This window comes from Paraburkholderia guartelaensis (assembly GCF_004353905.1).
In the GTDB taxonomy this organism is placed as follows: domain Bacteria; phylum Pseudomonadota; class Gammaproteobacteria; order Burkholderiales; family Burkholderiaceae; genus Paraburkholderia; species Paraburkholderia guartelaensis.
Window position 1 is genome coordinate 44,117 of the sequence record NZ_SMOD01000044.1, and the last position, 22,159, is coordinate 66,275.

General features: G+C 64.0%; 19 protein-coding genes and 3 pseudogenes. 11 read left to right on the plus strand and 11 right to left on the minus strand.

Annotation, left to right across the window (positions count from 1 at the left end; all coding sequences use genetic code 11):
- Positions 1 to 547: 547 nt before the first annotated feature.
- The gene (locus E1N52_RS35805) at positions 548 to 919 is read right to left on the minus strand and encodes a hypothetical protein (RefSeq protein ID WP_133188727.1); all 372 of its coding nucleotides are present in this window, start codon (positions 917 to 919) and stop codon (positions 548 to 550) included.
- A gap of 161 nt (positions 920 to 1,080) precedes the next feature.
- Here E1N52_RS35805 and E1N52_RS35810 point away from each other — a divergent pair, with 161 nt between their 5' ends.
- The gene (locus tag E1N52_RS35810; protein WP_133188729.1) at positions 1,081 to 1,308 is read left to right on the plus strand and encodes a hypothetical protein; all 228 of its coding nucleotides are present in this window, start codon (positions 1,081 to 1,083) and stop codon (positions 1,306 to 1,308) included.
- 1,053 nt (positions 1,309 to 2,361) lie between these two features.
- Here E1N52_RS35810 and E1N52_RS35820 read toward each other — a convergent pair.
- A complete protein-coding gene (locus tag E1N52_RS35820) occupies positions 2,362 to 3,273 on the minus strand; it encodes a YihY/virulence factor BrkB family protein (RefSeq protein WP_133188731.1) in 912 nt (303 codons plus the stop codon).
- Positions 3,274 to 4,490: 1,217 nt separating this feature from the next.
- On the opposite strand from E1N52_RS35820, the gene E1N52_RS35830 reads away from it, so the two are divergent.
- Complete coding sequence (locus E1N52_RS35830; protein ID WP_425468192.1) at positions 4,491 to 4,871, plus strand: DUF4148 domain-containing protein; 381 nt, start codon at positions 4,491 to 4,493, stop codon at positions 4,869 to 4,871.
- 938 nt (positions 4,872 to 5,809) lie between these two features.
- Here the strand turns inward: E1N52_RS35830 and E1N52_RS35835 are convergent.
- From E1N52_RS35835 to E1N52_RS35855, 5 genes are all read right to left on the minus strand, one after another.
- Positions 5,810 to 6,334, minus strand: coding sequence for a Dps family protein (locus E1N52_RS35835; RefSeq protein ID WP_133188733.1), 525 nt, complete (start codon positions 6,332 to 6,334; stop codon positions 5,810 to 5,812).
- A 109-nt stretch (positions 6,335 to 6,443) separates the two neighbouring features.
- Positions 6,444 to 6,755, minus strand: a complete 312-nt coding sequence (locus E1N52_RS35840; protein WP_246089354.1) for a hypothetical protein — start codon at positions 6,753 to 6,755, stop codon at positions 6,444 to 6,446.
- Positions 6,752 to 7,126: a phage holin family protein gene (locus tag E1N52_RS35845; RefSeq protein WP_133188735.1), complete on the minus strand. Its 375-nt coding sequence runs from the start codon at positions 7,124 to 7,126 to the stop codon at positions 6,752 to 6,754. The genes E1N52_RS35840 and E1N52_RS35845 overlap by 4 nt, the downstream gene beginning before the upstream one ends.
- 53 nt (positions 7,127 to 7,179) lie before the next feature.
- On the minus strand, positions 7,180 to 7,443 hold the full coding sequence (locus E1N52_RS35850; protein ID WP_246089355.1) for a CsbD family protein: 264 nt from the start codon (positions 7,441 to 7,443) through the stop codon (positions 7,180 to 7,182).
- Positions 7,444 to 7,556: 113 nt separating this feature from the next.
- The gene (locus E1N52_RS35855) at positions 7,557 to 8,858 is read right to left on the minus strand and encodes an NRAMP family divalent metal transporter (RefSeq protein ID WP_246089356.1); all 1,302 of its coding nucleotides are present in this window, start codon (positions 8,856 to 8,858) and stop codon (positions 7,557 to 7,559) included.
- 215 nt (positions 8,859 to 9,073) lie between these two features.
- Here E1N52_RS35855 and E1N52_RS35860 point away from each other — a divergent pair, with 215 nt between their 5' ends.
- From E1N52_RS35860 to E1N52_RS35895, 9 genes and pseudogenes are all read left to right on the plus strand, one after another.
- The gene (locus tag E1N52_RS35860; protein WP_133188739.1) at positions 9,074 to 9,628 is read left to right on the plus strand and encodes a type 1 glutamine amidotransferase domain-containing protein; all 555 of its coding nucleotides are present in this window, start codon (positions 9,074 to 9,076) and stop codon (positions 9,626 to 9,628) included.
- Positions 9,629 to 9,680: 52 nt separating this feature from the next.
- A pseudogene (locus E1N52_RS35865) lies at positions 9,681 to 10,614 on the plus strand (hypothetical protein).
- On the plus strand, positions 10,611 to 11,282 hold the full coding sequence (locus E1N52_RS35870; protein WP_246089357.1) for a gluconate 2-dehydrogenase subunit 3 family protein: 672 nt from the start codon (positions 10,611 to 10,613) through the stop codon (positions 11,280 to 11,282). The pseudogene E1N52_RS35865 and the gene E1N52_RS35870 overlap by 4 nt, the downstream one beginning before the upstream one ends.
- Positions 11,272 to 12,933, plus strand: coding sequence for a GMC family oxidoreductase (locus E1N52_RS35875; protein WP_246089358.1), 1,662 nt, complete (start codon positions 11,272 to 11,274; stop codon positions 12,931 to 12,933). Before E1N52_RS35870 ends, E1N52_RS35875 begins: the two co-directional genes overlap by 11 nt.
- Positions 12,934 to 12,993: 60 nt before the next feature.
- Positions 12,994 to 13,146, plus strand: a complete 153-nt coding sequence (locus E1N52_RS44360) for a DUF6496 domain-containing protein (RefSeq protein ID WP_165979525.1) — start codon at positions 12,994 to 12,996, stop codon at positions 13,144 to 13,146.
- A 94-nt stretch (positions 13,147 to 13,240) separates the two neighbouring features.
- Complete coding sequence (gene coxB / locus E1N52_RS35880) at positions 13,241 to 14,296, plus strand: cytochrome c oxidase subunit II (protein ID WP_133188743.1); 1,056 nt, start codon at positions 13,241 to 13,243, stop codon at positions 14,294 to 14,296.
- 1 nt (position 14,297) lies between these two features.
- Positions 14,298 to 16,951, plus strand: a pseudogene (ctaD, locus tag E1N52_RS35885) (cytochrome c oxidase subunit I).
- A gap of 74 nt (positions 16,952 to 17,025) precedes the next feature.
- The gene (locus E1N52_RS35890; RefSeq protein WP_133188745.1) at positions 17,026 to 17,388 is read left to right on the plus strand and encodes a cytochrome C oxidase subunit I; all 363 of its coding nucleotides are present in this window, start codon (positions 17,026 to 17,028) and stop codon (positions 17,386 to 17,388) included.
- A complete protein-coding gene (locus tag E1N52_RS35895; protein ID WP_246089359.1) occupies positions 17,385 to 18,494 on the plus strand; it encodes a c-type cytochrome in 1,110 nt (369 codons plus the stop codon). The genes E1N52_RS35890 and E1N52_RS35895 overlap by 4 nt, the downstream gene beginning before the upstream one ends.
- On the opposite strand, the pseudogene E1N52_RS35900 reads toward E1N52_RS35895, so the two are convergent.
- The 4 genes and pseudogenes from E1N52_RS35900 to E1N52_RS35915 all read right to left on the minus strand — a co-directional run.
- Positions 18,488 to 19,369, minus strand: a pseudogene (locus E1N52_RS35900) (IS630 family transposase); the annotation flags it as partial. The gene E1N52_RS35895 and the pseudogene E1N52_RS35900 sit on opposite strands and share 7 nt — an antisense overlap.
- Positions 19,370 to 19,377: 8 nt before the next feature.
- Positions 19,378 to 20,184 carry an IS5 family transposase gene (locus E1N52_RS35905; protein WP_133188749.1) on the minus strand — a complete coding sequence of 269 codons (807 nt, stop codon included), beginning with the start codon at positions 20,182 to 20,184 and terminating at the stop codon, positions 19,378 to 19,380.
- A gap of 32 nt (positions 20,185 to 20,216) precedes the next feature.
- On the minus strand, positions 20,217 to 20,399 hold the full coding sequence (locus tag E1N52_RS35910; protein WP_205965721.1) for a hypothetical protein: 183 nt from the start codon (positions 20,397 to 20,399) through the stop codon (positions 20,217 to 20,219).
- A gap of 344 nt (positions 20,400 to 20,743) precedes the next feature.
- On the minus strand, positions 20,744 to 21,874 hold the full coding sequence (locus tag E1N52_RS35915) for an IS110 family RNA-guided transposase (RefSeq protein WP_133188769.1): 1,131 nt from the start codon (positions 21,872 to 21,874) through the stop codon (positions 20,744 to 20,746).
- Positions 21,875 to 22,159 lie beyond the last annotated feature (285 nt).

Sequence of the window (22,159 nt, forward strand, 5' to 3'; positions counted from 1 at the left end):
CGAAAGGCGCCCCGTCCGTGCGAAGCGTAATATCCTGAATCGTGATGCGCACGAACCCACGATAAGCTGGCCCGCTGCCGCGTGGCCCACGCCCTTCTGTTTGTAAGCTTCGCCCGGGCGCCTCATTTGCCTGAGCCACCTGACCGAACGCAGAATTCGTTCTCCCGGAGGATATGCAAGATGGCCTATCTCCTCCCCCCCCCTCCATGCCGGCAATCCGGTGTGCCTGACCGTTCGCTCGGTGCCCGGCCAACTCAGGATCATCGGGGTCTGGCAGGCTCTCGGGCAACACGCGGCGCACGCGAGGCGAAGTCACGTCCATTTCAGCGGAAAACGCAATTTTGATGAACTGACAGTGACGCTGGATTCCGTATCTCCCGCTGAGCTGGACGACGTCACATTGCTTCTGAACGCCCAGTCGTGGGTCATTAACGCAGCGGTCACGGCATGATGTCCGCAGGTTGCAGGTGCGATCCCGCGAAAGGACCCTGAACTGCTGGGAACGAGCCAGCCGATCTTTTCCCCGGCTGCACGCTCCTGCATCGAGTCAAAGAGTAAAGTACGCTCGCAGGGCTCGCCGAAAGCCGCGGAGTCGCGTTATGCTCGCCTCGTGGTGGGTGCGGGGAAGACCAGTTTCATGGAAAAGCCGGAATGCGCGCTTGCCATCGTCGCGCGCGGTTCTCAGCACCGCGTCGGGGACGCCCGCTTCCCGGTCTTCCGGCAAATAGAAGATGGAGAAGTGCTGGCCAACGATTTCGTGGGCGCTGTATCCCTTGATCGCTGTATCCCTTGATGCGTGCGCGCCAAGATTCCAGCTTGCGACGACGCCCGCTTCTGTCAGACGAAAGTTGCCATACTCGCATACGCGCAACACCAGCGTTTTCTCCCAACCGGTCCCCTGTTCCGCAGACTGGGACAATGCAATTCTCCGTTTTCACGGCGACTACGATGTGGGCAAGAAGCGCTCCCAAGACCACACTCAATTCCGCACACCCTTTTCATTCCGCACGTCAGGACGAAGGCACGGCATGACATTTGCGCGGCCGCTTTTCGTCACTCGAGAAGCTACCGGAGCGAGCCATGCAATTCATTTTCCAGTCTTGCCTGATCAGCCTGAGCGCAAGCATCGATGACGGGAGAATTGTGGCGAATGCGAGAATCTTCGTCCCCGCGTCAGACGGTTCATTCGACGATGATGTATACGACCTGCGCCTGGATGATAATTTCATCGACGAGAACGAAGCTCTGAATTTTGCTCGCGAACGGGCAACGGACTGGGTCGAAGAGCACTGCGTCGACGAAATTTAGTTCCCCCCGCCGCGGAGCAAAGCTACTTGCGCTCACGTATGTGTTGGGCCCGGGAACGTACACCGGTCCACGGCGAGCGCGGACCTCGCGACTACCCCATCAGTGGTACCGGTGCACAGAGTCGTGGTCCATCTGCGGTCGCCCTCTACGCGCACCGCGACTGTCGCAGAACAAGACGGCGCGCGAGTTCGCCCCAACTGCGCGCGGTTTACTTAGTCAGCCTGACAAACAGTCGGCAACGAGATGCGCTACCGGCGGTGGCAACCGTTCAACCGCGCGCCCCTCCTTCAGAAACTTCAATCATTGATTTCCTGGCGACCGCGTTTTTCGCCCACGCGGAGTTCGACCTCCGTTTCAGGTCCTTAAACAGGTTTCAGATCGAGACCCGGCGCAACCCGGCGCGAAAAAGACGGCCCGGCTACTTCCTGGCAATCCTATATTGGCAGATCAGCCGGCCTTCCCGTAAGCAGTGTTCTGTGAGCGGACAGCCGGTCGCCTCGGGAAAGTACGCCGACTGCTCGATGTACGCATGGCGTTTCGCGTACTGCCCTGGCTACGGGGCAGCTGTAATTGCAGACCATGATTGCGTCGCCCTCCTTCGAGTCGAACCGGAGTGCTGCATTCGGGCGCGTAGATGACTTGAGAAATGGCTATACACGCGAGCGGACAAACGATGTGTTCGGATTCTTCGCTAGGCAAGTGGCTTGCAAGCGTACCCGCAGCATAAAAAACGCTCGGCCTGAAGCATCTCTTTATCAGCTCCCGAAAACGAGTACGAATGAGACGTGTACCCGTAACGACGTGCTGCGTCCCGGTCCGGCTGGGTCGCATTGACCGGTCCTGTGCGTCGCGTATTCGTTCGCACCGCCGGCGTCACACGCGACGAAAATGCGCGCGATCAATTCCCGCTCCCCTCGACTCAGTCTTGTTCTCGGGCGCGGGATGCGCGTTCGCACCCTTCAGATGCGGCACCCAGGTGACGTCAAGACCCTTTATGAAGCGGTTACATGAAAATCAGTTTGGACAGCCTCGGATCGCGGCGCCTCCCCTTGTTCATCCGGTCACGAGCGGCCGCGGCTCCGGGTCGCCGTTGGGAGTATCGAGGCACTCATACTCCGCGATCAACTGCGCGCCGAACAGCATCAGCGTAGCCAGCGCTTCGAGGCTGAAAAGCACAACGATCGCAGTTGCCAGTGAGCCATAGACGACGCTTACCTGGGATAGCGTCGCAAAATACCAGACCAGTGCGCGCCGCGTGATTTCCCATAGCACCCCGGCCGCGATAGCGCCGACGAGCGCGTGACGCAAGGTCGTCCGCCCGGCCGGTACAACCAGGTAAATCGCGGTCAACACGAGAATTTCACCTGCAAAACCGCATAAATACAGTACGACACGAGTCGGCACCGTCAACGACAACGAATGGCCAAATAGTACGACGCTGTCGCTCGCCACCGCGTGCAGGCCACTGGACACAATCGTCACCACCAGCACGCCGATACCGAGAGACAGGCTGAACAGATAAGGCAGGATCGCCGACAGCAGAAAGTGCCTGCGCCGGATCACGACCCGATGCACGAAGATGATTGACAGCGCATTCTCAAGCACCGTAAATGCGAGCGAACTGAAAAAAATCATCGTGACGACGAGAAACCAGCCAATCACAGCGCGATGCGCCAGAAAATTCGCCAGCTCGCCCACGATCGCTTCGGATTGTCCGGGAATCAGCCATCTGAGCAGATGCGCGAGCGTATCGAGCAGCAACTGCTCGCCGACAACCTGGCTGAACGCAATAGCGACAAGGATCAGGAGCGGCACAATCGACAGTAACGCGTAGTACGCGATCGCACCGGCGAGCAGAAAGCCCTGGTTGCTGCGAAATGCTTTGCAAGCCAGAATCAGGAACCGGACCGGGTGTGCCGAAACGAAGCGAAACGCGCGCCCACGCGGATTGTGGGAGTTGCTCAAGTGGCACCCTCGTCTTTGCGCACGCGCGGCCAGCGCCCGTGGCGGACCGCCTGACGGCGTGCACCCGTGATGACTGGCATGAGAGCAAAGGACGGACCCGATTCCCGAACCAGCACCCAGGCGTCGAGAGAGAAGTGACGATTGTCACGCGTGTCGGTAATCTCTTCCCAAACAGGCGCCTGCGGCGCTTTGGGCACACGCTATGCGGGACACAGGATCTTCGTCCATAGCGGGGGCGCCCGTGTTTCCGAAGCATTCGTGTTTTCACGCGGATCGCCGAACTCGGGGTGGCGGGATCTACGTGCCCCGGCTTTGCGTCGCCATCGCCGTCACGCTCCTAAGTCTTTTCACGCACGCGGAAGCGGCCCCGCGCAATGAGCAATTCGATTGCGAATCCACTCCACATGAATTCGTGTCGTCGCTGATCCGCGACAGATGGATCAATGCGCAGCCGAATCGCGTCGAAGCCAACTCCGTGAACGCTTTTCGCCCGGTCGATCACTCGCACCCGAGCGCGTTCGGATTTTCGATTTATGTGGTCCTGGGATACGCGCCTGACGATCCCTTATTCGAGCGCGGCGCTGGCGCGAAGGTTGTGTCGCCGTTGTACGGGGTGGTCGTCAAGGGTCCCGTCGAATCGGTGCGCACGCGCGTTCGCGAAGCCAATAGCGACGCAACAGTGCGTTCAGTCGTTCCACTGCTGCTTACCGCCATTGTTTGCGGCGGATGAAGCGGGGGCCTCCTGCGCTGAAGTCGGCGACCATCGCTGCCCAGACTGCAACGGCGAACCAGCGCAGGTGCCTCCCACCGGCGATCGCGAAGCCTTTCGGGCTTGCCGCTCGCAGCGCGCATGGTGACGACTCGGCGGACCACCTTGACGCCATCCTGATGGAGTCGAAACGGAAACGACGCGAAAAGAGAGCGGCGGACAGGTGGCAGCCCGCACGCCGGCGGCAATGACCTCGATTTAATAGACGAAAGTCACAGCGAGGGCCTCGAAAAGGTCGTGGCCGACGCGCCCGACGAGACCGCGCAACTCGATGTTGTTCAAATGCAGCACGCGAGAGGAAGGACGTCGACCAGAGCGGCAAGCGCAAGCGCTCGCTTTGAGCGCAAACTAGTGTGAACTCAAACCAATGCGGCGGGCTCGATGCGTGCTGTCAGGAACAGGCGGTGCGGACGGCCACATGTTGGAAAGCTCTATACAGAGGAAGACCATGACGACAATGCATCGAACGGTTCTGGTCGCGCTGAGCGCGGTATCGCTGGTGCTCGTACCAAACCTCACCAGCGCCCAGGCGCAGCCGGGCGCCAGCGTCCCGCAGGCAGGGCATCAAGCCGACACGCAAATCGGCGCGCAAAATGGGACGCAGAACGGCGCCGAGTCCACCAGGGCGCAGAGCAAGCAGACACGTAAAGAAGCGCGCAAGCAGGCGCGTGCGCAACGGAACGCGGAGCTAAAACAGCTCGAAAAGAATGGCTACAATCCGGCAACGAGCAACGACGCCAACTATCCCCAGGACATCCAGAACGCCGAAAGGAAAGCGGGGAACGCGGGCACCGGATCAGCTCATCCGGCGCCCGCGCAGGGGCAATGAGCGATCGGCCGGCGCTCGCGAGCGCCGGCGTCAAGTCATTACCGCGTCGGTCTGCGCGGCCGGTTTGCTACCGCGACACCCTTGTAGCCGCGCTCCGCGACGGCGACTTCCGGCGTGGCGGAGCGCGGGAGTAGCCTGCTCCAGCTCACCCAGCGTGGGCCGATCGTATGGATTGCCAGGCATCGAGCGCATACCCACAACCGAACTGATGATGGAGCGAGCAATGATTCGTTAAACGATTCTTCCCGGGAATTCGTCGAGCCCCTGCTGAGCAAACATCGTGGCACGGGGTGCTGTGAGCTGTTCCGCAAGATACCCCAAATCGAATTTGAGTCTCGCGGCCTCGTTCCGTAGCTTGCGCACTTGCTCCTCGAAGTTGCTCACCTGCGCCGCGGAGTAGCCTCCTCGCTCGGTGTCCTGCTCAGCGTTTCTCTCTCACCTGCACCTCCTGTTGCTCGGCTTTCGCCCCCGGTTAGCGATCTACAACAGTCCTTGAGCCTGCCGCGTCCGCTATACAGCGGCCATTCAACGCCGCGTTCGACTGCGAAGCGGTGCAGAGGAACGCGCGGAACGTCATTGCTCCAGAAATCGACTCACAATTCACCTATAAAGAGATGAGTGGGGCGGCTTCTGGCAAAGCCAAGAGTTGCGCCGACGCCTAACGCATGGCGTGTGCCACGCCGCAAGTCGGCGCGCTGATCTTGTTCCGAGAGCGCTTGCTGGCATCGTGAAAAATAAGCGACGTTACAGCACCCTAAAGTCTCAGGCGCGGACGACGCGCACCGTCCGAGGTTGGCTGCGCTTCGAATCCAGGAGGTTCGCGCAAGCTGTGCGCCAGCGTTCGCCTGATGCGTTCATTCATAAGCGCCGCGTGCGGCGATGCATGACTGTTGGCAGGCGGGCGTCGCGCAGCGGCATTTGAAGCTCAGCGTGGGACATTAGCGAGCGTGACGCGTCGTTTCGAAAAGGAACCATACACGCTCTTCCGTCTGGTCGATCCAGTTTTCGATAAGGCTCGCCGTCGCCACGTCTTCCTTTTCGTCACAAAGCTGATGAAGCTCGCGCATGAATTTCACAAGCGCCTCATTGTCGTGACGCAATTCGTCGAGCATGTCCTCCGGCGCAACAAACGCAGCGTCGTTGTCGGAAAGGCGCTTGAGCGAAGCAATCTGTCCCACCGAGCGCAAAGTCGTACCGCCTAGCTTGCGCGCCCGCTCGGCAACGGGATCGACCATCGCAAAGACGAGCGCCGCTTGGTCGTCGAGCAGCAGATGATAGTCGCGGAAGTGCGGTCCGCTCACGTGCCAGTGAAAATTCTTGGTCTTGACGAACAGCACTAAGACGTCAGCCAGAAGATTCGTGAGCCCGGCGCAGACCGCATTGCGAGCTTCCGCTCCAAGGTCAGTTGGCGTGGTCAGATTGCGTGCGCTCGCGTCGTGAGTTTTCGGGTCCCGGTTCGTCATGGTGGTGTCTCCTTCTTCGTTCAGGTAAGCCCGCCGTTCCGCATGGTTTGTTCCTGGTGCAGTCAGCGTCCGGCACGACCGAAATCGCGTTCGCACGCCTTGCCCCCCATCAACGTGCGAAAAGGATCCGGACGTTGCGTGCAATCCAGCCAGTCAAACCGGTGCGCAGCACGACCGGCACGACGCGTCTTGGGCCGAGCAGCAGTGTGCCGAGCAAAAGGGACCCGAGCATGGTGACGTTAGGCGCGGCGATCAACGCCCGGCCAACGTTCGCCACACTAAGCGAATTCGCGCGGGCGGATGCGCACTCGGCCGACCGCGAGCCAACGTTGGCCACGAGCAACTGCGCGCGCGTCAGTTCCATATGGCTGAGCAGGACCGCTTCAGATGTGCGGCGACTCAGCCGGGCACGGCGGCTCATTTGAGCGCCTCCTTGAGCGTTTCAAGATCCGCTCGCAATTCGCCTTTTAGTACTGTGAATGAACGTACCGGCCGTTGCGCCCGGAACACAAGCAATGCCGTGATCGAAGCGATCAACCAGATCCCCGCTATGCTCCATATGACAGTGAGGAAATAGCGCGTATTCCAGGCGGATGCGATCAGTGCGACGCAGAAGAATGAGAGCGTGAATAGCCCGCTGACAGCGAGGGCCACGAGTGCGAGGAGTTCTCGCGTCACGTAGGTGCGGGCGTCGGACAATTCTAGCGAGAGCAGTTCCCCATAGTCCGTCGTACGGGCAGCGAGGAACCGCAACACGTTGTGCCAGCGGTCGAGCTTCGCGTGAATTGTCATGGCCCACCTCGCACATGCGGCGTGCTCGCAACAGCCTTCGAGTCTGGCTGCGCCTATTCTCGGCTCGCGGCCCATAACGCTCCGAGCGCGAAGCCGATGCCCGCGGCGAGGCCTAGTGTCGCCAGGGGGTTGTCCGCAATCGCCTCGCGCGTCACGACCGCCGCGTCGGTCGCAAGCTGTTGTGACTTGCCGCATAGCGCCTTTGCCTTGCCCGACAACCGCATGCCGGCGTCATCGAGCATGTCCCCGACTGCCTCCTGCGCGTCGCCTGCGAGTTCGCGGATCGTGCCTTCGGCCTTCGTTGTTCCCATGTTCATGTCTCTCTCCCAGTGAGTTTGCCTACCCAACGCGCAAAACCCGCGCGAACCGGATATCCGGCAAGAGCCCAAGCCGATGCGCAACGGACGTGCCACCACGCGCTGAGACGCAGCTAAAAGACCTGCAGTACGAAATGAGCGCCCAGCGCGGCGCAGGTCATGGCGGTTGCGAGCCAGCACAATGTGCGCGTGAACCAGTGGGCTTTCATCTCACCCACCGCCGCACGGCGGGCGCTCAGGAGTACGAGCAGGATCAACACCGGGGAAACGGTCATCCCGTTGGTGAGCGCGCTCCAGTAACAGGCCCTGAGCGGATCGACGCCGAATACGCAAAACAGCAAGGCGATGATGGCGCTCGCCACCATGAGCAACACCAGAATGCCGGCGATCCGGCGGTCCCGGTGCTCGCCCTGCGGCCAGCCGAACGAACTGGCCGCGGCGTGCGCAGCCGAACCGGCCAGCGGCGGGAGCGCGAGCAATGCGGTGCCAAGGAGCGCGAGGCCGAGCAGCGTCTGCGCATAGCGGCCCGCAACGGGCGCGATCGCCTGCGCGGCTTCGCGGGCCGTGACGGGCGGCACGAACGATGGATGGATCGCATGCAACGTCGCAGCCGACGCGCAGAGGATGAGCGCCCCACACAAGTTGGACATCAAGCTGCGAAGCAGCGTGTCGCGACGCATTTTCTTCAACTGGCTCCCCATGGCTTCCGACGGTGCGCGGCGGCTGCCTTGAGCGCCCTCGCGCGAACGCTCTTCGACTTCCTGTTCGGCCTGCGAGAACAGCAGATACGGGCTGACTGTGGTGCCGAGCACCGCGAGCAGCATTGCCAGATAAGCTTCCGACCAGGCAACGTGTGGCACGAATGCGCGCCAGGCCACGGTGCGCCATGGCACGTCCGCCACCAGCATCACGCCTGCGTAGCAAAACAGCGAAAGGGCAAGCCATTTGAGGTAGCGCGCATACCGCGCGTAAGGCAGCCACCACTGGAGCGCGAGCGACACGCAGGCAAAAAGGATCGTGAAGAGCGGGACCGATCCCCGGAATATCAGTTGCGCGGCCTCGCCCATCGCCAGCATGTCAGCCGCCATGTTCACGGTATTGGCGCCGAGAAAACGGAGCACCGCGAGCATAAACAACCAGCGCGAATAGTGTTCGCGCATGTTTTCCGTCAAGCCTCGGCCCGTGACGGCCGCCACGCGCGCGGCCACCATCTGAAGCGCCACCATCGAAGGCCAGGAAAGCACGCAGACCCACAGCAGGTCGAAGCCGTACTGGGCGCCAGCGAGCGAGTACGTCAGGATCCCGCCGGGGTCATTGTCCGTCGCAATCGTGCCCAGGCCCGGACCGATGTCCGCGGCCCATGCGTGCGCCGGGAGTTCGCCACGGCTGCGTCGATGGGTTCGGTTCGCGAGCAAGCGTCGCGGCCGAGAGGGCTCGCCGGCTTTCATGACAAGAGGTAAATGGCTCGGTGGGGACGCACTCGCCTGTCGGCGCAGACGGCATTCCCGCGTTGGTTTTGCGCGCTTGCGCTGCGGGCATCACGCGGCATCCCGTTTGCTGTGTCGAAACGGCACGCAAGCCGATTTTTTCATCGACGGCATTTTCATGGCATCGAAACCAGGAGATCGCAATGGCTAACATTCTCGACAACTGCAAGGTCGCAATCCTTGCCATGGATGGATTCGAAGAAGTCGAACTTACCGAACCGCGCCGCGCGCTGAAGGAGGCCGGCGCACAGGTTGACGTGATCTCACAGAAAGGCGGCGAGATTCAGGGCTTTCGTCACGTCGACAAGGGAAGCAAGATCAAGGTCGACCGTACCTTTGGCGGCGCAAAGGCCGACGACTACGACGCGGTCGTGCTCCCGGGCGGCGTGGTGAACAGCGACGCCATCCGCCTGATCCCCGAAGCGCAGGCGTTCGTACGCGCGGCCAACGACGCACACAAGCCCATTGCGGTGATCTGCCATGGCGGCTGGCTGCCGGTGTCGGCCCGCATCGTCAAGGGACACACGATGACGAGCTGGCCGTCGTTACAGGACGATATCCGCAACGCGGGCGGCCAATGGGTCGACGAAACCATGGTGCACGACGGCAATTTCATTACAAGCCGCAAGCCCGACGACCTGCCCGCCTTCAACGCGGAGCTGATCTCCACGCTGTCGGCCGCGGCGGGCACTGCATGAGGCCGAAGGTGACGCTGAAGGCGTCGCGCCAACCGCACATGGAGGGTCGCCGATGACACACACCACCCGCGGTGCCGCCGGCATCGCCAGCATCGCCGCAGGCGCCGCGCTCGCGATCTGGTCCACACGCGATCTACGCGAGGCGAAGCGCGCGCCTGCGCCCGGCAAACACGTCGCGGCCGCGCGCGCGTTCAATCACGGCTCCGCCCTGCTGGCGCTCTCCGTGCTGGCCGACAGCGCCATGGAGCACTATCGCGGCTCGTTCGAAAACCGTGCCATGTACCTGCCGCCCGTGGTTGCGCTCTGCGCGCTGGGCGCGTCGCTGCATGGCGGAGCGGACCCGCGCGCGGCCTCGCACCGCCTGCGCCATGTGATCCAGCTGACCAGCGCGGGCACGGGCGCCGCGGGTACCGCGTTCCATCTTTACAACGTGACCAGGCGCCCGGGAGGCTTCAGCTGGCATAACGCCTTTTACGGCGCGCCGGCGGGGTGCGCCCTTCGCGCTGGTGCTCTCCGGGGTGCTGGGTGCGCTCGCCGAGCAGTTGCGCGACGAGCCCGAGGACGACCCGCAGCTCTTTGGCATGCCCGCTGGCAAGGCGCTCGCGCTGGTGGCCGGCGCGGGGCTGCTCGGCACGGCGGCCGAAGCGGCGCTGCTGCATTTTCGCGGCGCGTTCCAGCATCCGGCGATGTATGCCCCCGTCACCATCGTGCCTGTGAACAGCGCGTTGCTCGCGCATGCGGCGTTGGCCCCGCCCCGCCATGCGGCCCGCGCGAGCGTGTTCGCGCGCTTCTGGCTGCGGCTCACGGCGGCGCTCGGCTTTGCGGGATTCGGCTTTCACGCGAACGGCGTGGCGCGCGCGCAGGGCGGCTGGCGTAACTGGTCGCAGAACCTGTTCGCGGGGCCGCCCTTACCCGCTCCGCCCTCGTTCAGCGCGCTCGCGCTAGCGGGGCTCGCCGCGCTGCGCTTGCGGGAGACCGAGCGATGAAACGCCTGCCGCAGTACCCCGGCTACGACGTGTTCGCCAAACGCGATACGCCTTCGTGGGATGCGCCCACGCGCGCGGTAATCGACGCGCGCCGGAACACGCCGGACCAGGCGCGCTATCTCGCCCCTTCGCGCTGGCAAACCCTGAAGGCGCTGTGCGACACGATCGTCCCTCAACCCGCGAACGCTAACGACGCGCACGCCCCGCGCGTGCCCGTTGCCGCGCTCGTGGAAGGCAAGCTGCTCGACGATCGCCGCGACGGCTTTCGCGACGCACGCCTGCCGCCGTTGCGCGAGGCATGGGAAACGGGGCTCTCGGCACTCGACGCGGAAAGCGTGGCGGCCTTGCGCGCGCCTTTCGCGAGTCTCGACGACGAACAGCGGCGCGCGCTCGTCACGCACATGCAGCGTGGCGAACTGCACAGCAAGGCCTGGCACAGCATGCCTTGTGACGTGTTCTTCGCCAAGCGCGTGCTGCACGACGTGAGCGCCGCGTACTGGTCGCACCCGCTGGCCTGGAATGCGATGGGTTTTGGCGGCCCGGCGAATCCGCGCGGCTACGTGCGCCTCTATACGAACCGGCGCGATCCGTGGGAAGCCGTCGAAGCCACCGACGAGAGCGACGCGGCGCTCGCGGCCGCAAGCAAGGAGAACGAGCGTGTGCGCTGATCTCACCGACTTCACCGGCGCAAACGAAGCGCCGCGCGGCAAGCACGGCCGCGCGCCCGACGTGTTCCGTCGCGGCGGCTGGATGCCCATGCGCGAATACGCGCTGGACGATGAGGTCGATTTCGCCATTGTCGGAACGGGCGCGGGGGGCGCGACGCTCGCCTGCCGGCTCGCCGAAGCGGGCTTTCGCGTGGTCGCGTTCGACGCGGGCGCGTGGTGGCGGCCGCTGGAAGAATTCGCCTCCGACGAGACCCACCAGGCCAAGCTCTACTGGACCGACGAACGCATCTGCGACGGCGAAAACCCCTTGCAGCTAGGCAGCAATAACAGCGGCAAGGCCGTGGGCGGCAGTACCGTGCACTTCGCCATGGTCTCGCTGCGCTTTCGGCCCGAGTGGTTCCAGTCGCGCACGCGGCTCGGCTACGGCGTGGACTGGCCGCTCGACTGGCGCGAGATGTGGCGCTACTACACCGAGGTCGAGCAGGCGCTCGGCATCTCCGGGCCGGTGAACTATCCGTGGGGACCCAAGCGGGCGCGCTATCCGTATCGCGCGCATGAAATCAACGGCGCGGGGCTCGTGCTCGCGCGCGGCTGCGAGGCGCTCGGCATTCCCTGGGCGCCCACGCCGCTCGCGACGCTTTCCGCGCCACGCGGCGACGCGCACCAGTGCGTCTATCGCGGCTTTTGCGTGACGGGCTGCGCGACCAACGCCAAGCAGAGCGCGCTCGTCACGTGGATTCCTCGTACCGTGCGCGCGGGCGCGGAAATCCGCGATCTCGCGATGGTCGGCCGTATCGAAACCAACGCGCTGGGCCGCGCCACCGGCGTGCATTTTCATCGCGAAGGGCGCTGGCATTTCCAGCGCGCGCGCAACGTGGTCGTGGCGGGCTATGCCATTGAAACGCCGCGCCTGCTGCTGCTCTCCGCGAACGGGCGCTTTCCCGAAGGCCTCGCGAACCGCTCCGGGCTCGTCGGCAAGAATCTCATGGTGCAGGCGAACCAGGCCGCATGGGGCATGCTCGACGACGAAATCCGCTGGTACAAGGGGCCGCCGTCGCTCGCGCTCACCGAACACTGGAACTATCAGGACGAAGGCAAGGACTTTTACGGCGGCTACTGCTACATGAGCCAGGGCCCGCTGCCGCTAGTGTGGGCGGCGACGCAAACGAGCCGCGGCCTGTGGGGCGACGCACTCATGCGCGAGATGACGAAGTACAACCATCAGGCGGGCCTCAAAATGGTGGGCGAGACGCTGCCGCAGGAGCGCAACCGCGTGACGCTCGCAGACGAAAAGGATGCGCTCGACTTGCCCGTGGCGCGTGTGACCTGGTCAATGTGCGAGAACGACCGCCGGCTTGTGCGCCATGCGCTCGATTACATGAGCCGCGCCCTGGCCGCGGCGGGCGCGAGCGACATCTGGACGCAGGACGACGACACCTGTCACCTCAATGGCACGGCGCGCATGGGCAGCGATGCGCAGACGAGCGTTGTGAATGCCGACTGCCGTTCATGGGACATTCCGAATTTGTGGATCTGCGACGGCTCCGTGTTTCCGACCGTCGGCGGCGTGAACCCGTCGCTGACGATCCAGGCGATCGCCTGCCGCACTGCCGGGCGCATCCAGGCGCTCGCCGCACGCGGCGAACTTTGATGATCATTGCGCGGGCACGCGTCGTGCGTTGATGCAGATGCTTTTCAAAAGGAGGTCATCATGCCGCTCAGCAAGGGAAAAACTCGCGAAGCGATCTCGAAGAACATCAAGACGGAAGTGAAGCAAGGCAAGTCGCAGAAGCAGGCCGTTGCCATCGCGCTGAACCAGGCGCGCAAGTCCGGCGCGAAGATTCCGAAGAAGAATCACAAGTAAAACAAGCCGGAAAAGGCGCGGACTGACCGGGCACGCGGGCACGGCGCATGCGCTCCGAGGCACGGCGCACCGTGCGCGATAGAGGAGTCGAATAATGTCCGGTGACCGGCCTGCTCTCGCCGCGCTGGAATGCGTTGCTTGCGCCGCCTTCGGCACCTTCTCCGCTGCATGCCGTGCCGCAACGCCACTCGCGTATTTTCTCCTCAGCGCCGGCCCCGCGTCCGGGCCCGTGCAGGTGCTCGACTGGGCGCTCGCCGCGCTGTGCGTGGGCGTATGCACCGTCATCGCGGCGCTGCTCTACATAGCGATACGCCGTAATCGCCGCGAAAGCGCCTCGCCAAACGCGACCTTGTCGCAAGTGAACGTCGCCGACGAACGAGGCGAGCGCACCGCCACGCGCATCGTCGCCGTTGGCACGGCGATTTCCTCGGTGCTGCTGCTGGGCGCGCTCGTGGCGATGCTGCGCGTGCTGGCCGCCGTGGCCGACCCGCCGCGCGCGCCCTCGCTCACGGTGACTGTCACGGCTTACGACTGGTGGTGGAAAGTGACCTATCAAACGCCTGCGGGCGCGAGCTTCGTCACCGCCAACGAAATCCATATCCCCACGGGCGAGCCCGTGCGCGTCGATCTGCAAAGCGCTGACGTCGTGCACGCGTTCTGGGTGCCGGCGCTCGCGGGCAAAACACAGGCCATCCCCGGCCAGGTCAATCACCAGTGGATCGAAGCAGATCGCCCCGGCGTATGGCGCGGGCAATGCACGCAGTTCTGCGGGCCCCAGCACGCGCACATGGCCATGGAAGTGGTGGCGCAAGCCCCCGCCGATTTCTCGCGCTGGCTCGACGCCCAACAGCAGCCCGCCGCGGCCGCGCAAAGCGGCGCGGCGCAGCGCGGGGAACAACTCTTCGACGCGCGCTGCAGCGGCTGTCACGCCATTCGCGGCACGCAGTCCGAAGGCGCGCAGGCGCCCGACCTCACGCATCTCGCCTCGCGCCGGCTGATCGCCGCGGGCACGCTAGCCAATACATCCCTCAACCGGCTCGACTGGGTCGCGCATGCGCAGCAGCGCAAGCCCGAATCGCTCATGCCCGACATTGCCCTCACCCCCGCCGAGGCGAGCGACCTCAGCGCGTGGCTCGACACGCTCCAGTGACATGAACGATATCCCGGCCGCTCCTTCCGCTCCCGCGCGTCCCGCCACCGCGAGCGGGCCGCACCGCGCGCGCGCGGGGCGCCTCTCGCGCGTGCCGGAAACGGGCACGGCGCCGCTCGACGAAGCCACGCTGCGCCGCCTCGAAGAGATCTGGGAAACGCGCCCCGGCTGGCGCGGCTGGCTCTCCACGGTGGATCACAAGACCATCGGCCTCCGCTATCTCGTCACGGCTTTCGTGTTCCTCGCGCTGGGCGGCGTGGAGGCGCTCATCATGCGCGCGCAGCTCGCGCGCCCCAACGAGACGCTGCTCACGCCCCAGCAGTACGACCAGCTCTTCACGATGCACGGCGTGACGATGATCTTTCTCTACGCGCTCCCCGTGCTGAGCGGCTTTTCGAACTACCTGTGGCCGCTCGTGCTCGGCTCGCGCGACATGGCGTTCCCGCGCCTGAACGCGCTCTCGTACTGGGTCTTTCTCGGCGCGGGCATTCTGCTCTACGCGAGCTTTCCCGCGGGACAGGGCGCCAATGCAGGCTGGTTCAACTACGTGCCGCTTTCCACCGCCGCCTACGACCCCGGGCCGAACATCGACGTCTACGCGCTCGGCATGGTGCTGCTCGGCATTTCCACCACGGTGGGTGCGGGGAACTTCGTCATCACGTTCCTGTGCATGCGCGCCAGCGGCATGTCGGTGGCGCGTCTGCCCATTCTCGTCTGGGGCACGCTCACGGCTTCGGCCGCCAATCTGCTCGCCGTGCCCTCCGTGAGCCTCGCGTTCCTCATGCTCTGGCTCGACCGCAACGCAGGCTCGCACTTCTTCGACACCACCGCCGACGGGCGCCCCCTGCTGTGGCAACACCTCTTCTGGATCTTCGCGCACCCGTGGGTCTACGTGGTCGTGCTGCCCGCCATGGGCATCGTATCCGATGCGCTGCCCACGTTCTGCCGCCGCCCGATCGTCGCCTACGCGGCCGTTGCGCTCTCAACGGTCGCGACCATGCTCGTGGGCTTCGAAGTGTGGCTCCATCACATGTTCGCCACGGGCCTGCCGCCACTCGCGCTGGCCTTCTTCGGCGCGGCCAGCACGGTGATTTCCGTGCCGAGCGCGATTGCCGTGTTCGCGTGGATCGCCACGATCTGGACCGGCAAGCCCGTGTTCAAAACGCCGTTCTACTACTTCGCGGGATTCGTGCTGATGTTCACCGTGGGCGGCGTTTCGGGCGTGATGACCGCCGCCGTACCGCTCGACTGGCAGCTCACCGACACTTACTTCGTCGTGGCCCACCTCCATTACGTGCTGCTCGGCATCAACGTGTTTCCGGTGCTGGGTGGCCTCACCTACTGGTTCCCCAAGTTCACCGGACGGCTCATGCACGAGCGCTTCGGCAAGTGGACCTTCTGGGTCACGTTCGTCGGCTTCAATCTGGGCTTCTTTCCGATGCATATCTCCGGGCTGCTCGGCATGCCGCGCCGCATCTATACCTATCCGGAGGGCATGGGCTGGGACACGGCCAACCTGCTCACGAGTATCGGCGCGTTCGTGTTCGCCATCGGCATCGCCATGTTCATCGGCAATGACTCGTGAGCGCGCGGCGCGGCGCACGCGCGGGCGCGAACCCATGGAATGCGGCTGGCCTCGAATGGGCGACCTCGTCGCCGCCGCCACCGTACAACTTCGCGATCCTGCCGAGCGTGCGCTCGCGAGACCCGCTCTGGCAGCCCGACGCGAACGTGCCGCGCCCTGGCTACCTGCTCCATCGCGGGCGCGAGGCGCTCGGCGTCACGCCGCTCGCGGGCGAACCCGACGTCATCCTCAAGATGCCCGAGGACAGCTACGCGCCCTTCGTGCTGGGCGTGGCCTCGACGCTCGTGTTCGTCGGGTTGCTGTTCCATTCGACTCAGTTCACCGCGCTCGCCGGGCTCGCGTGCGGACTCGCGCTGCTCTCGTGGCTGTGGCCGCGGCGCTCGCTCGGACAGCGCGAACCGTTCGCGCCGCAAGGCACCACGCCTGCCGGCAAAGTCGCCGAGACGACGGCCGAGTCGATCACGATAGGAAGCGAGGACGAAACCCTCGCCCTGCCCGTCGGCAGCGCCGGCGAACATGCGGGCGGCTGGTGGGGCGTGCTCACGCTCGTCGTGACGGAAACCGCGCTGTTCGGCTATCTGATCTTCTCGTACCTCTATCTCGCTTCGCAGAGCGCGCAGCCCTGGCCGCCCGAAGGCCTGCCCAAGCTCGGCATGAGCGGACTGAACACGGCGCTGCTGCTCACGAGCAGCGTGTTCGTGTGGCTCGCGGGGGCGTTCGTGCGGCGCGCGCGTTCGTGGCCCGCGTTCTGGTCGATGATCGTCGGCATTGCGCTCGGCGTCGCGTTCGTCACGATCCAGTTCTTCGAGTGGCACGGCCGGCCCTATGGGCTTGCGACGAACCTGTATGGTTCGCTCTACTTCACGATTACGGGCTTTCACATGGCCCACGTGATGGCGGGCGTGCTGATGCTCGCCGCGCTCGCGTTCTGGATCGCGCGCGGCTATTTCGACGGCAGACGCGATGCGGCGCTCACCATAGGCGGCCTGTACTGGCACTTCGTCGATGTGGTGTGGCTCTTCATCTTCTCCGTGCTCTATCTCTCGCCTTACTGGATGCGAGGACGATGATGCCATCCGCGCCCCCGGCCCCTCCAGCGCCCGTTCCCGCGCGCACGAGACCCACGCTCCGGCATCAAATTGCCGTGTGGTACGGCATTTTTGGCGTGCCGGCCATCTGGGCGGGCCACGTGCTGTTCTGCCAGACGCTCGCGGCCACCGCCTGCGCGGGCGGCGTCCCGCAACGCAATGGCGAGCCCTGGCAGGTCGTGCACTGGACACTTGCACTCGTCTCCGCCGCCGCGTTCGCGCTGGCGCTCACCGGCGCGCTGCTGGCGCGGCGCACGTGGCGCGAAAGCGCCGCCGTCAACACGCCGCAGCGCGACACCTTCCGCTTTCTCGCGTGGAGCAGCACCGCCGTTGCCGTCGCATTCACGATCGCGCTCGTGTTCACGATATCGGTGCTGTTCGCGTTGCCGCTCGAACGGTTATGCGGGGCGCTGCGATGAATGCGCGCGCCTGTTCGAGCGCTTTGCTCGCCGCCCTCGTGCTGCTCGCCAGCTGTCACCGCGACGAGCCGTTCGCGACGACGAAACCGCCGCCCGACGCCGCCCAGATCGGGCTCGGCGAAAAGCTCGCGAAGGCGGGCGATTGCGCCTCGTGTCACGATTCCGCCAAACGCGAGCCCTTTGCCGGCGGTCTCGCCGTCAATTCGCCGTTCGGTCCGATCTACGCGAGCAACATCACGCCCGACCCAATGCACGGCATCGGCGACTACACGCCCGCGCAGTTCGCCGCGGCCTTGCAGCGCGGCGAAGCACGCGGCGGCAAGCGGCTCTATCCGGCGATGCCTTATCCGTCGTTTGCAGCGCTCCACGCAGGCGACGTGAACGCGCTCTACCAGTACTTCATGTTTGGCGTGAAGCCGGTGCCGAACGCCGCGCCGCAAACGCATCTGCCGTTTCCGTTCAACCAGCGCTGGGTGATGCTGATCTGGCGTCTCGCGTTTGCTCAGCATGGCCGCTTCGAACCGGACCCCGCGCACTCCGCGCAGTGGAATCGCGGCGCCTGGCTCGTGCAGGGACTCGGCCACTGCGGCGCGTGCCATACGCCGCGCGGGCCCGCCTACAACGAAATGGGCTACACGCAACGCAGCCCGCTCTACCTCACGGGCGGCGTGACCGACCATTGGTACGCGCCGAATCTCACGGGCGACCCCGGCAGCGGCCTTGGCCGCTGGAGCGTCGACGACATCGCCGCGTTCCTGCGCGACGGCCACAACGACCGCGCCTATGCGTTCGGCGCCATGGCGCCCGTGGTGGGCGCGAGCACGCAATACCTGGGCGACGACGATCTGCACGCCATCGCCACCTATCTGAAGTCGCTGCCCGCGCGCGAGGCGAGCGGCCAGTATGCCGATACCGCCGCCGCGCGCGCCTCGACCATGGCGGCACTGCACGGCGGCACGCCGGAGCGGCCAGGTGCCGGCCTCTATCTTTCGTACTGCGCGAAATGCCACGGCGCGGACGGTGCTGGCAAACCCGACAAGGCGCCGCCACTTGCGGGCAGTTCGCTTGCGCTCTCCTCCGACGCGACTAGTCCACCGCGTCATTGAAATGGCACCGGACGAATTCGCCGCGATGGATCGTCGTGCTTCCATTTGATCGGCGTGGGATTCTTGTTGTGCTCGCGGATATAGCGCATCAGCTTGCGCTCCAAATCCTTTACCGTAGTGAAGATGCCTCGCGCAATCACGTCGCGCTGGATGCGCGAGAACCAGTTCTCCACCTGATTTAGCCAGGAGGTATAGGTCGGCGTGTAATGCAACCGCACGTTTTTGTGTTGCCGCAGGAACTCTTGCACGCGCGCGGTCTTGTGGCTGCTAACGTTGTCGCAGATCACATGGATCTCTTGTTTGGGCCACTGGCTGGTAATAACGTCGGTGAGGAAGGCCACGAACTGCTCGCTGGTATGGCGCGGCGCCGTCTTGCCGATGACTTCCCCGGTTGCCGTATTGAGCGCCGCGAACAGGCTCAGCGTGCCGTTGCGCTTGTATTCGAAGCCGTGGCTCTCGGCGCGCCCGGGCGACAGCGGCAGCATCCGGTCTTTGCGATCCAGGGCCTGAATTGCCGTCTTCTCGTCTACGCAGAACACCACCGCGTGCGCGGGCGGGTTCAGATACAGACCGATCACGTCTGCCGCCTTGGTCTCGAAGTCAGGATCATTTGAGACCATGTGCGTATCGAGCCGATGGGGCCGCACGCCGTGCTTGCGCCAGATGCGCTGGACCGTCGAAGCGCCCACATCGCCTAGAGCCGCAGCAAGCTTATAGCTGCTCCAATGCGTCGAGCCGTCAGCAGGCCGGTGCTTGAGCGTTAGATTCAGAACCCGCGCCTCCAGCTTTTCGGGCGGATGCACCGGGGCTCGTCCGGGATGGCGCGCGTACAGGCCTGCCAACCGCTCGGCCAGAAACCGGCTCGACCAACGGCTAGAGCGTGTTAGGCACTTTTGTTAAGGGCTGCAAAGTGGACGAGCATAAGAACGGAGAATACGACGAAGTGCAGACCCGCCAAGGTTTCGGGCAACCGCTCGTAGTCTCTTGCCAGTCGGCGGAAACGGTTGAGCCAGCCGAAGCTGCGCTCGACCACCCAGCGGCGCGGCAACAGCACAAAGCCTTTTTTGGCCTCCGGCAGCTTGATGACCTGAAGCTCAATACCTTCGTCGAGTGCCGCTTGCGCGGGCTCTTCGCCGGTATAGCCCTGATCGGCAAACGCCACCTTGACCGTCTGGCCCGTGGCCTGCTGAACCTGCCGCGCCAGTTCTCCGACCTGCGCACGCTCCTGCTCATTGGCAGGCGTCACATGTACCGCGAGCAGTTGGCCCAACGTGTCCACCGCCATATGTACCTTGCTGCCTTTTTTGCGCTTGTACCCGTCATAGCCCGCGCGCGGACCGCTTTCGCACGTCGACTGCAGCGTGCGACCATCAAGAATCACAGCGCTGGGTTGACCCCGACGGTCCTGCGCAACCCGGATGATCGAACGCAGGTCGCTCACCATGGCCTCAAAACAGCCTGCCTGAATCCAGCGCTGTGTCTGCTGATAGACCAACTCCCACGGTGGGAAGTCATTGGGCAGCAGACGCCACGGCGCGCCCGCGCGCACGATCCAGCGCAACGCGTTGAACATCTCGCGCAATTCGTAACGGCGCTGCGGCGCATCTTTGCTTATCAAGGTCAGATAGGGAGCCGCGAAGTACCACTCTTCATCCGATACATCCGTTGGGTAGGGCCTGCGGTTTTTCATGCCGCCAGGATACCAGGTCTGGCGCGAAGTTCCTAACACGCTCTAATGAAGCGGGAGTCACAGCGCAGCCGCTGCATGATCGCCTCACGTGTTTCGCCGTCGTCAAGCATCAGGATCAACCGCGCACGCCGCGTGTCCGCTGCGCGCACCGTTTGGCTACGAGCTGCCGAAAGCAACTGTTTGCGCTCAAGCGCCGTCAAGTTCATCTTTTCCATACGTTTCATTGAACACCAAATTAGGTGCTTTTTCAATGACGCAGTGGACTGATATGACTTCACGTGTCAATGGAGATCGGTTTTCAGCTTCTCGAGTACATGTCATGTGAATTTCCTGAGGGCGACGTAGCAGTAAATCTCGACGGTGGGTCACACTGATATTCGCGGGTTGGCTACCGCATTACAGAGGTCCGCCCGACGAGCCTGCCGCTATCTAGGCTCGCAAATCGGATGTTGTCCGTTGCGTAGTCCACTCGCGGGTTACTCGCGTGCCGGGCTACGCCGCCTTCAGGAAACTCTTCCTCCAGTGGTTAGGGTGAGGTCAAGTGGGTTCAGGTGTTGCATTACGCCGCTTGCACCTCGCGCGGTACAGCGAGCGACATCGCCAGTCGGCTGATGTCCCAGATGAATCCGCTGAGTTCGCGGGCGACGGCGATCACCGCAATGTTCTTCTCCTTGCCACGGGCGACGAGTTTGCGATAACGCCGGCACAGTCGCACCTGTGCGTCCCAGGCGCGATCGACGATGGGCTTGGGGATGCCTTCATGTCGCCGCTGGATCTCGGGGCTGACACGTGCCGGGTGCCGGTAGCTCCAGGCGGCCTCGACTAGCAACTTTCTTGCATAGCTGTTACCCGTCTTGGTGATGCTGCCCTGGCGCCGTTTGTTGCCGGAGGAATGTTCTGACGGGGTAACGCCGAGCCAGGCCATCAGCTGGCGCGGGTGCGCGAAGCGCGAGAGATCGCCTAGCTCGGCGAGTATGCCCACGGCCGTAGTGAACTGCACACCGCGCATCGTCTGCAGGGCCAGCACGGCAGGATAGAAGCGCCAGTTGAGGACCGCCTCGCGCAGGGCGGCTTCGAGACGCTCGCATTGCGCGAGGCGGTCCTCAATCGTACGCCGAAGCTCGTCGAGCGCGAGTTGCTGCCAAAGGTTGTCGAATGAAAACGCGCTTATCCAGCGACGGTGCGCGGCCCTCCAGTCGGCACGGCCCACATAGCGCACGCCATGTGAGAGCAGGAAGGACTTAAGGCGTTGTCGTGCACGCTTCATATCGTCTTTGGCGCTGACCCACGCACGTGCCAGATCACGGAACGCTTCATCGTGTACGGTGGGCACGTACACGGCCGACAGGTCGCCGGTGCGGAGCAACCGCACGAGCTTGACGGCGTCGCGCCGGTCGGTCTTGACGCGCTCGCCGGGCTTTCTGGGAATCAGTGACGGTGCGCACACCATGCATTCAAAGCCCTTCTGCACGAGTTGGCGGTAGAGCCCATAGCCGCACGGACCAGCTTCATAGACGATGCGTATGCGGTGTGCTTTGGACTGCAGGCGTTTGCACAGGCGATCGATGTCGGTCTGCGTCGTCCCGATCCTGCCAAGCAGTTCGACCTCGCCCGAACCGAACGCGTACGCGATCGTGATCGAGTCTTTGTGAACGTCCAGACCGACGTATAGCGTGATATCGTGTTCCATGCTTTGCGACACGTGTCGCCGTCTGCCGGACGTAAACCGGTTGAGGTATTGGATGGCAAAGCTCTTCCCTGTCTTGTCACACTCCGCCGCCATTGCTATTTGCGGCAGAGGCTGTGACCTGCTGTACGACCAGCAGTTGCCTACCAAGACATGCGCGATGGGTAACTTTCGGGTGTGAAGCTCTTGGGACAATGTACTTTTCGAATGACGGCTCAACTCGGTGACGGGGGGCTGACACTGCTAGCAGCGATGCGGTGTGAAGGCTAGGCAAGTTCCGAATGCACA